Consider the following 9347-nt stretch of genomic DNA (forward strand, 5'->3'; position numbering starts at 1 on the left):
GGGCGGTGGCTTCTCGATTTGACAAACTCAAGAGAAACTATGAAAGCGTCATAGCAATGGCCTGCGCTTTTCTGTGGCTACCAATGTGAAACGGGAACAGACCCTAGCAAGGTAAGCATTCATTTTAGGGGCAATACCATGGGTTCCAGCTTCAACGGCCTTGTCGGCCTGATTATTCTCGCGCTCGATATCTGGGCCATTATCAACGTCTTGAAGAGCGGCGCAGAGACCGGCAAGAAAATTCTCTGGGTGCTGCTGATCGTGCTGTTGCCGGTCGTTGGCCTGATCATCTGGGCGATCCTCGGACCGCGTGGCAACGTGCGTATCTGATACGTCACCGGGCTGCCATGAACGCTTGATTACTTGGGTAATCAGGCGTTTTTTGTTTTAGGGGCAGGGTGTTTGCCTCGCGGGCGAGGGCGGTTGGCTGCAGAGAGGTTCGACCTGTCATGTTCCTCGACGTAGAATGCGCGCCTTTGTTGTGGGCGGTCGGCCGTCCTGTCATCAGTACCCAGCGGGAGCTTACCCATGAGCGATTATCAGGAAACGTTGTATGAAGGCTACGGCCAGCGCTTTCGTATGGAAAAAATGTTGCACGAAGTACGCACCGAGCACCAGCATCTGGTTATCTTCCAGAACCCGCGTATGGGCCGGGTCATGGCGCTGGATGGTGTGATCCAGACCACCGAAGCGGATGAGTTCATCTATCACGAGATGCTCACTCACGTGCCGATTCTGGCTCATGGTGCTGCCAAACGTGTACTGATCATTGGCGGCGGCGATGGCGGCATGCTGCGCGAAGTCGCCAAGCACCTGACCGTCGAGCACATCACCATGGTCGAGATCGACGCCACGGTGGTCGAGATGTGCAAGGAGTTCCTGCCCAATCACTCCAGTGGCGCTTTTGATGATTCGCGTCTGAACCTGGTCATCGACGATGGCATGCGCTTTGTAGCGACCACCGAAGAAAAATTCGACGTGATCATTTCCGACTCCACCGACCCGATCGGTCCGGGTGAAGTCCTGTTCTCGGAAAACTTCTATCAGGCCTGCCACCGCTGCCTTAACGAGGGCGGCATTCTTGTCACCCAGAACGGCACGCCTTTCATGCAGTTGAGCGGCGTGCAAACCACGGCCGGGCGCATGAACGGTCTGTTTGCCGATTGGCATTTCTATCAGGCGGCCATCCCGACCTACATCGGTGGGGCAATGACTTTTGCGTGGGGCGCGACCGACAAGAGCTATCGCAAACTGCCGCTGGAAACCCTGCGTCAGCGCTTCTCGGGCAGCGGTATTGTTACGCGCTATTACAACCCGAAAGTTCATATTGGCGCGTTCGCCCTGCCACAGTACGTGCTGCACGCTGTGAACAAGGCCAGCAACGACTGACAGACAGTCGAGACGTTTCAGGCCTAATGGCCTGAAACGTTGCCACACGCGCTCTGAGGCACGTGGCTGGCGACAGAAATTTCACAATTCCTGTCCCAGAATTGCGCGCGAAACTGAACGGTCTGCGCCTTCACCGGCTACCTGGCCCCAAGGCGACCCGCAATCTAGTAATATCTGCGCCCTGCTGCACGCCGCCCGGTCCGAGAACAGGGCGGTGCTGCACTCTCGAACCTATTTTCTGAATCCACCGGATCCTGACAACCATGGCCAAAACGGACGCCCAGCTTCATCGGCAAGCCCGCCTGCAAAACCCGACTGTCAAATCGCATCTGGCTTACATCCTGCTCAGCGGTTTCGCGCTGATGGTGATGTACACCTTGTTGCGTATCGGTCTGCTGGTCTACAACCGCGAGATGATTGGCGATACGCCAGCCTCGACCTTCCTCGAAGCGCTGTTCAATGGCACGCGTTTCGACCTGCGCCTGACCGTGTACCTGCTCATTCCACTGGTGCTGTCGCTGTTCAGCGCCCGGGCCATGGCGGCGCGCGGGTTCTTCCGGTTCTGGCTCACGCTGGTCGGCAGCATCACGCTGTTCTTCGGCCTGATGGAAATGGACTTCTACCGTGAGTTTCACCAGCGCCTGAACGGCCTGGTGTTCCAGTACGTCAAGGAAGACCCGAAGACCGTTCTGAGCATGCTCTGGTACGGCTTTCCGGTGGTGCGTTACCTGCTCGCCTGGGCCATCGTGACCTGGCTGTTGAGCCTGGTGTTCAAGGGCATCGACCGTCTGACACGGCCACGCCACGTTACGACGACGGGCACCCACAATGTCAGCAGCTTTGCGCCGTGGTACATGCGCCTGGGTGTTTTCGTTCTGGTCTTGCTGGTCATGGTCGTCTGCATCCGTGGCACCCTGCGTCAGGGCCCGCCGCTGCGCTGGGGTGATGCGTACACCACCGATTCCAATTTCGCCAACCAGCTGGGCCTTAATGGCACGTTGACCCTGATCACTGCGGCCAAGAGCCGTATGTCCGAAGATCGCGACAACATCTGGAAAGCCACCCTGCCGCAGGCGGATGCTCAGCAGACTGTACGCGACATGCTGCTGACGCCTCACGACAAGCTGGTCGAGTCTGACATTGCTGCCGTGCGCCGTGACTTCACGCCGCCAGTGGAAAACACGCTGCCGATTCGCAACGTGGTCGTGATCCTGATGGAAAGCTTCGCTGGCCACTCGGTCGGTGCGCTGGGCAACGATGCCAACATCACGCCGTATTTCGACAAGCTATCCAAAGAAGGTCTGCTGTTCGACCACTTCTTCTCCAACGGCACCCACACCCACCAGGGCATGTTTGCCACCATGGCATGCTTCCCGAACCTGCCGGGTTTCGAATACCTGATGCAGACGCCGGAGGGTAGCCACAAGCTGTCGGGCCTGCCACAGCTGCTGAGCACCGGTCGTAACTACGATGACGTCTACGTCTATAACGGCAACTTTGCCTGGGACAACCAGTCGGGTTTCTTCAGTAACCAGGGCATGACCAACTTTGTCGGTCGCGAAGACTTCGTCAATCCGGTGTTCTCGGACCCGACCTGGGGTGTTTCCGACCAGGACATGTTCGACCGTGGCGCACAGGAACTCAAAGCCCGGCAGGACGGCAAGCCGTTCTATGCGCTGCTGCAAACCCTGTCCAACCACACACCGTACGCACTGCCGGACCCTCTGCCGGTCGAACGTGTGACCGGGCATGGTTCGCTGGATGAGCATTTGACCGCCATGCGTTACGCCGACTGGGCGCTGGGCCAGTTCTTCGAGAAGGCCAAAAAAGAGCCTTACTTCAAAAACACCCTGTTTGTGGTGCTGGGCGATCATGGCTTCGGTAACGACAAGCAACTGACCGAAATGGACCTGGGGCGCTTCAACGTGCCGTTGCTGCTGATCGGTCCTGGTGTGCAGGAGAAGTTCGGCCAGCGCAGCAGCATCGTCGGTACGCAGGTCGATGTCGTGCCCACCATCATGGGCCGTCTGGGTGGTCTTAACCGCAACCAGTGCTGGGGACGCGACCTGCTGAACCTGCCGGAAGGCGACAAGGGCTTTGGCGTGATCAAGCCGTCGGGCAGTGAGCAGGTGGTCGCCATTATCAGTGGCAACCGCATTCTCATAGAACCGACGGAAATGCCCGCCAAGCTGCTGACCTACACGCTGGGTGCCAAACCGTCTGCCGAAGAAGTGCCCGATGCGCCCGACACACAGGAGCTCAAGCGCAAGCTCGAAAGCTTCCTGCAGACGGCGACCAAGAGCCTTCTGGACAACACGGCCGGTGTCGAGGCCAGCAAGAACCGCAACTGACGAAGACCGACTCGTCCGGGCAACCGGCGAGTCGGGTCACGCAACAGACAAAGGCCCTCGGCATCCGCTGCGAGGGCCTTTTTCATGCGCCAGTGCTGGCCGTGTGACACGAATCAGGTGGAACGAATGCGCGGCTCAAAAGGTCCTTATCACATAAGCCAGAGTGCCTGGCTTCGTTCTGGAGGCATTGATGAAACAGTGGGCCATTTTGTACCTGGACAAGGATGGTGTGCAGCAGCGCCTTGAGGCCGGTTTTGCAGAGCGTCCCAGCGATGAAGAGGTTGCACGTCTTCTGCGCAAGGACCTGTATCCGGTCACTGATGAGCTGGACCTCAACGACCTGGACGGGCGTACCGACGAGCCTACCGTGAAGACACTCAAGGACCATAACAGCGTGCAGATCATTTCCATCACAGAAATGAGCTGATCGTTCATCGATCAAAAACCTTTTCGTGGCAATCACTTGGCATCCGGTCCGCGATAGGGCTACTCTGCAGATGAGGTCGTTCAACCGGCCTCTGACCTCTCGATTCCCGGCCTGCGCGCAGGCCCGGTCTGGTCAGCTACATGCTTGATTCCCCACGCCGGATTATCTGTCGTGCGGCGGCCTCCGATCCGGTGGTCGCTCTGGAAGAGTTGAAACTCTATCTATCGTTGCATAGGAGGACGTTTCATGAGCACAGCCTATCAAGAGGACATCAGCAGTAACGTACTGCGCCGCATGAAAGAAGGCGGTTTCGATTTCGCGCGAATCTATCCCATCGAGTTCTACGCCATTTTCCCGGACGAGGAACGGGCACGGCAGGCTGCAGAGCAATTTCGCGGCGAATCCCTCAATACCCAGATAAACGTACGTGATGACGGTGCCTGGCACCTGCAACTGAGCAAAGTGATGTATGCCACTTACGACGGTATCGGTGATTTCGAACAGGACTTTCAGATGGTAATTTCACCCATGGACGGTGAAGTGGAAGGCTGGGGCGTCACTCAGGAGATCAGAAGACTGCACGCTTGATGTTTCCTGATCGGGAAGCAACACATTGCCGGCTGATTCGGGATGACTTTCCGGATCGGCCGGTTTTGTTTCTGCTCGTGGTGTTCGATGTGCCAGGCCCCGTCTTCGGGCAGTAATACGAGCAGTGTCGTGAACAGTGGTCAAAAAAAAGCCACTCAAACGAGTGGCTCAAAGGGAAGTCTGTTTAAATCCGGCAGGCGAATATCGCCGGTTCTGCAAAATGATGCGTGAGGCAAAAAGCGGCGTTTGGTGCCCTGTTTGCTCGGTTGCTGGTGAGTATGGCGAACTAATATCGTTGGCGGAAATCAACTCTGACTATGCTGATCATAGATTTCACGGTTGAATGACGCTTCTGAATGAAGCGTAAAAGAATCGACTTGGGCGTTTAGTGCACAGGAATGGTGCGCAGGGCGTTGAGTATTTACCTAACTTACTGATATTTAGGCGTTTATGCCGGTGGCACGGGCTTTGCGATGGTCTTGGTGTCCATGGTGACAAGGAGTACGGCATGATCCGCACCTTTTATGACGAGATGTACGACGCTGGCGGTGTAGTTCGCCCGCACTATCGGGAGTTTGCCCGCTGGCTGGGTGACACGCCTCCCGAGCTTTTGGCTCAACGCAGGCGCGAAGCCGATCTGCTGTTTCACCGCGCGGGCATTACGTTCACGCTGTATGGCGATGAACAGGGGACCGAGCGGCTTATTCCTTTCGACACCATTCCGCGCAGCATTCCTGCCAGCGAGTGGCGGATTGTCGAGCGTGGCTGCATTCAGCGCGTCAAGGCGCTGAACATGTTTCTGGCCGATCTCTATCACGACCAGCGCATCATCAAGGCCGGGATCATTCCTGCCGAACAGGTGCTTGCCAACGAGCAATATCAACTGGCGATGCAGGGCCTGAACCTGCACCGTGATTTGTATTCACATGTGTCCGGTGTCGATCTGGTTCGCGACGGTGATGGCACGTATTACGTGCTGGAAGACAACCTGCGCACCCCGAGTGGCGTGAGCTACATGCTCGAAGACCGCAAGATGATGATGCGTCTGTTCCCCGAGCTGTTCTCGGCACAACGCATTGCACCGATCGATCACTACCCGAATCTGCTGCTCGACACGCTCAAGAGTTCAAGCCACCTGGACAACCCGAGCGTTGTGGTCCTCACGCCGGGGCGTTTCAACAGCGCCTTTTTCGAACACGCGTTTCTGGCTCGCGAAATGGGTGTCGAGCTGGTTGAAGGTGCCGATCTGTTTGTCCGCGATGACCGAGTGTTCATGCGCACCACCGATGGTCCCAAGGCTGTCGATGTCATCTACCGCCGCCTCGACGACGCGTTTCTCGATCCGCTGGCGTTCAACCCTGATTCGATGCTGGGCGTTCCTGGCCTGCTGGCGGCCTATCGCTCCGGCAATGTGGTGCTGGCCAATGCCATCGGCACCGGTGTTGCGGATGACAAATCGGTTTACCCGTATGTCACTGACATGATTCGTTTCTACCTGGACGAAGAGCCGATTCTCAAGAACGTGCCGACCTGGCAGTGCCGCAAGCCCGAAGAGCTGTCCCATGTGCTGGCCAACCTCGGTGACCTGGTTGTCAAGGAAACCCAGGGCTCCGGCGGCTACGGCATGCTGGTCGGCCCGGCAGCGACCGCCGCTGAAATCGAAGCGTTCCGCGCACGGCTGAAAGCCAAGCCACATGCGTACATCGCCCAACCCACGTTGTGCCTGTCGACCTGTCCGACGTTTGTCGAGAACGGTATCGCCCCGCGACATATTGATTTACGCCCCTTTGTTCTGTCCGGACGCGAAACCCGCGTTGTTCCTGGCGGGCTTACCCGAGTGGCCTTGCGTGAAGGCTCACTGGTGGTGAATTCGTCTCAGGGTGGCGGAACCAAAGACACCTGGGTGGTCGAGGATTAAGGATGCCTGCCAATGTTAAGTAGAACTGCCTCGGATCTTTTCTGGATGTCGCGTTACCTGGAGCGAGCGGAGAACCTCGCCCGAATGCTGGACGTAAGCTATTCGCTGTCGTTGATGCCCCAGGACGGGCGTGGCGACGGGCTGGATGAAATAGCCATGCCGTTGCTGATTACCGGAACGCTGGAAACCTACATCGAGCGTCATGGTGAGCTGCATGCCGAGCGCATGCTGCATTTCTTCGCTCTGGACGCGACCAACCCGGCCAGCATCTACAGCTGCCTGGGGGCCGCACGGGCCAGCGCGCACGCGGTACGCGGTCGTATCACTGCAGACATGTGGGAGAACATCAACTCCACCTGGCTGGAAATTCGCGGTATCGCCCAGCAGGGCCTGACCCGCTACGGCATGAGTCGCTTCTGCGAGTGGGTCAAAGAGCGCTCGCACCTGTTTCGCGGCGCAACCTACGGCACCATCATGCGCAACGATGCGTTCCGTTTCATTCGTCTTGGAACCTTCATCGAGCGCGCCGACAACACCATGCGCATGCTCGACGCGCGCTACGAAATGCTCGAACTGCGCGGGCCGCAGGCCAACGCTGCCGCAGACAACTCGGCAGCAGGTTACTACCAGTGGAGCGCCTTGTTGCGCGCACTGTCGTCATTCGAGGCATACACTGAAGTTTATCGGGATGCGCCGGGCGCGCGTCAGGTGGCCGAACTGCTGTTGCTGCGTGCCGATATTCCGCGTTCGTTGCGCGCCTGTCTGGAAGAGATGGACGTCATTCTCGCCAGTCTTCCCGGCGTCAACGGCCGACCCGCGCAGCGCATGGCGGCCGAGATGGATGCACGATTGCGCTACACCAGTATCGACGAGATCCTGGATGAAGGCCTGCACGAGTGGTTGAACGAATTCATTCCAATGCTGGCCCAACTGGGTGATGCGATCCACACTTCGTACCTGGAGGCTGCATGAGACTCTCTATAAGCCACGAAACCACCTATCACTATGATGATCAGGTGCGTTCCAGTATCCAGTACCTGCGCTTGACGCCTCATGACAGCGAGCGTCAGCAAGTGCTCAGTTGGCAGTTGACGCTGCCACGCCCGGTGCGTGCGCAGATCGATCCATTCGGCAACATCCTGCACGTCCTGAGCCTTGAAGAACCGCACGAGGCGATCATCATCGGCGCGCGTGGGCAGGTGGAAATCGACGAGACCCGCGAGGCCGAGCACGAAAGCCAGTCAGCGCTGCCGTTCTTGCGCGTCACCCGGTTGACCGAACCTGACGAAGCGATTCGCAGTTTCGCCGCCAAGGAATGTCGCAAGCGTACTGACCGTACTGCCTTGATCGATTTGATGCAGGCGCTCAATCAGCACATGACCTACACGCAGGGCGCAACCGAGGTCGACACCAGCGCCGCTCAGGCGTTTGCCGGGCGCTCTGGGGTCTGTCAGGACCATACCCACGCTTTTCTGGCCTGCGCGCGCAGCCTCGGGGTGCCTGCACGCTATGTGTCCGGCTACCTGTGCAGCGAAGACAGCGAACACCTGTCCAGTCATGCCTGGGCCGAAGCGTGGATTGACGATGCGTGGTACAGCTTCGATGTGACTAACCAGTTGGCCATTCCCGAGCGCCATTTGAAACTCGCGGTAGGGCTGGATTATCTGGATGCCTGTCCGGTACGCGGCATGCGCCGTGGCGGCGGATCGGAACAGATGCACGCCAAGGTGGTGGTCTCGCCCATGACCGGTACGCCCAAGGTGAAAAGCCGAGTGCAGGTTCAGACGCAGCATCAGTGAGTCAGCAAGTGGTCATGGCCGGGCGGGAAAGCCCGGCTGTTGCTTATTCTGCAGGGTCGTCGGTGATGTCGTAGAGCGCGTTGTGCAACTCTTCGTAATTGCCGCCATTAATGACGCTGAAGTAACCCGCAGCCCTGAGCTTTTCCTGAGCCTTGTCAGCTTTGCTGTCAGTGCTGCTGAAGATGACAAACACCGCGTTTCGGTCGTTGAGCACCTGCTTCATCTGATTGACCAGACGCCTTTCATCGACCCGCACGGCATTCAAGACCGTGCCAGCCTCGTAATCGGTCTGGCTGCGAACATCCATCGCCAGCTTGCCTTCTTTCAATGCCGACACGGCCGCAGCCTGATCCACCACACCCGCCTGTGCAGCGACGCTGCCGACCAGTGCAAATACAGCAATCCATTGGCGCATACGCCCGTCTCCTTCAATGCGAGTGGAAAAAGTGGCACAGTTACACACTGTTCGAAAGTGCATCGAGTCAGCCGAATAACCTGTTCAGATTCGGCACGATCAATAACAATGTGGTGGTGAAAAGGATCCATACCGCCTGACGTACTTTCGAGTGTTTGAACTTGAACATGGCTGACCGCCTTTTGTTGTTATTCCTGAGCGACAGAAGCACGTCGAATCCAGCGCAGGGATTGGACTGCTGGCTAGGTGAAGCAGTGAACAGGCGGGTCCGGTCATCTGACCGCTGACCCGAGCGCTGAATGGATTTTGCACGCTCCCTGTTACAGATCTAACCATAGAGCCGAGGTGCCCTTCGGTATAGAACTGTTAGGCATGTCTATCTTGATTTTTAATTCGGAATGTTATTAGTGATCAAGACAGCGGATGCGCAGGCCTCTGCTAGTGTACTGTTTTCGAAATA

9 protein-coding genes and 1 pseudogene are annotated in these 9347 nt (G+C 57.7%); 9 read left to right on the forward strand and 1 reads right to left on the reverse strand.

What is annotated here, in order from left to right:
- From DW49_RS1000000132360 to DW49_RS0120795, 9 genes and pseudogenes are all read left to right on the forward strand, one after another.
- Positions 1 to 89 (forward strand): annotated as a pseudogene (locus DW49_RS1000000132360) (IS5/IS1182 family transposase); the annotation flags it as partial.
- A 49-nt stretch (positions 90 to 138) separates the two neighbouring features.
- A complete protein-coding gene (locus tag DW49_RS0120755; protein ID WP_002552853.1) occupies positions 139 to 330 on the forward strand; it encodes a PLDc N-terminal domain-containing protein in 192 nt (63 codons plus the stop codon).
- A 198-nt stretch (positions 331 to 528) separates the two neighbouring features.
- Entirely contained in the window at positions 529 to 1389 is an 861-nt protein-coding gene (gene speE / locus DW49_RS0120760; protein WP_005616996.1) for a polyamine aminopropyltransferase, read from the forward strand.
- Positions 1390 to 1652: 263 nt separating this feature from the next.
- Positions 1653 to 3740 (forward strand): LTA synthase family protein, encoded by a 2088-nt coding sequence (locus DW49_RS0120765; protein ID WP_024419624.1) that lies wholly within the window; start codon positions 1653 to 1655, stop codon positions 3738 to 3740.
- A 190-nt stretch (positions 3741 to 3930) separates the two neighbouring features.
- The gene (locus DW49_RS0120770; protein ID WP_005617001.1) at positions 3931 to 4167 is read left to right on the forward strand and encodes a hypothetical protein; all 237 of its coding nucleotides are present in this window, start codon (positions 3931 to 3933) and stop codon (positions 4165 to 4167) included.
- Positions 4168 to 4413: 246 nt separating this feature from the next.
- On the forward strand, positions 4414 to 4755 hold the full coding sequence (locus DW49_RS0120775; RefSeq protein ID WP_005617305.1) for a ribonuclease E inhibitor RraB: 342 nt from the start codon (positions 4414 to 4416) through the stop codon (positions 4753 to 4755).
- Between the two features lie 508 nt (positions 4756 to 5263).
- Positions 5264 to 6673, forward strand: a complete 1410-nt coding sequence (locus DW49_RS0120785; RefSeq protein ID WP_005617003.1) for a circularly permuted type 2 ATP-grasp protein — start codon at positions 5264 to 5266, stop codon at positions 6671 to 6673.
- A gap of 12 nt (positions 6674 to 6685) precedes the next feature.
- Positions 6686 to 7645 carry an alpha-E domain-containing protein gene (locus tag DW49_RS0120790; protein ID WP_003378609.1) on the forward strand — a complete coding sequence of 320 codons (960 nt, stop codon included), beginning with the start codon at positions 6686 to 6688 and terminating at the stop codon, positions 7643 to 7645.
- Entirely contained in the window at positions 7642 to 8472 is an 831-nt protein-coding gene (locus DW49_RS0120795) for a transglutaminase family protein (RefSeq protein ID WP_005617007.1), read from the forward strand. The genes DW49_RS0120790 and DW49_RS0120795 overlap by 4 nt, the downstream gene beginning before the upstream one ends.
- Positions 8473 to 8515: 43 nt before the next feature.
- Here DW49_RS0120795 and DW49_RS0120800 read toward each other — a convergent pair whose 3' ends face one another.
- Positions 8516 to 8887, reverse strand: a complete 372-nt coding sequence (locus DW49_RS0120800) for a rhodanese-like domain-containing protein (RefSeq protein WP_003378607.1) — start codon at positions 8885 to 8887, stop codon at positions 8516 to 8518.
- Positions 8888 to 9347 lie beyond the last annotated feature (460 nt).

This window comes from Pseudomonas avellanae BPIC 631 (assembly GCF_000444135.1).
Lineage (GTDB): Bacteria > Pseudomonadota > Gammaproteobacteria > Pseudomonadales > Pseudomonadaceae > Aquipseudomonas > Aquipseudomonas avellanae.

Coding starts and splice junctions, on each gene's coding strand:
- DW49_RS0120795 (WP_005617007.1), top strand. CDS start 7,642: ATGAGACTCTCTATAAGCCACGAAACCACCTATCACTATGATGATCAG.
- DW49_RS0120800 (WP_003378607.1), bottom strand. CDS start 8,887: ATGCGCCAATGGATTGCTGTATTTGCACTGGTCGGCAGCGTCGCTGCA.
- DW49_RS0120765 (WP_024419624.1), top strand. CDS start 1,653: ATGGCCAAAACGGACGCCCAGCTTCATCGGCAAGCCCGCCTGCAAAAC.
- DW49_RS0120775 (WP_005617305.1), top strand. CDS start 4,414: ATGAGCACAGCCTATCAAGAGGACATCAGCAGTAACGTACTGCGCCGC.
- DW49_RS0120755 (WP_002552853.1), top strand. CDS start 139: ATGGGTTCCAGCTTCAACGGCCTTGTCGGCCTGATTATTCTCGCGCTC.
- speE (WP_005616996.1), top strand. CDS start 529: ATGAGCGATTATCAGGAAACGTTGTATGAAGGCTACGGCCAGCGCTTT.
- DW49_RS0120785 (WP_005617003.1), top strand. CDS start 5,264: ATGATCCGCACCTTTTATGACGAGATGTACGACGCTGGCGGTGTAGTT.
- DW49_RS0120770 (WP_005617001.1), top strand. CDS start 3,931: ATGAAACAGTGGGCCATTTTGTACCTGGACAAGGATGGTGTGCAGCAG.
- DW49_RS0120790 (WP_003378609.1), top strand. CDS start 6,686: ATGTTAAGTAGAACTGCCTCGGATCTTTTCTGGATGTCGCGTTACCTG.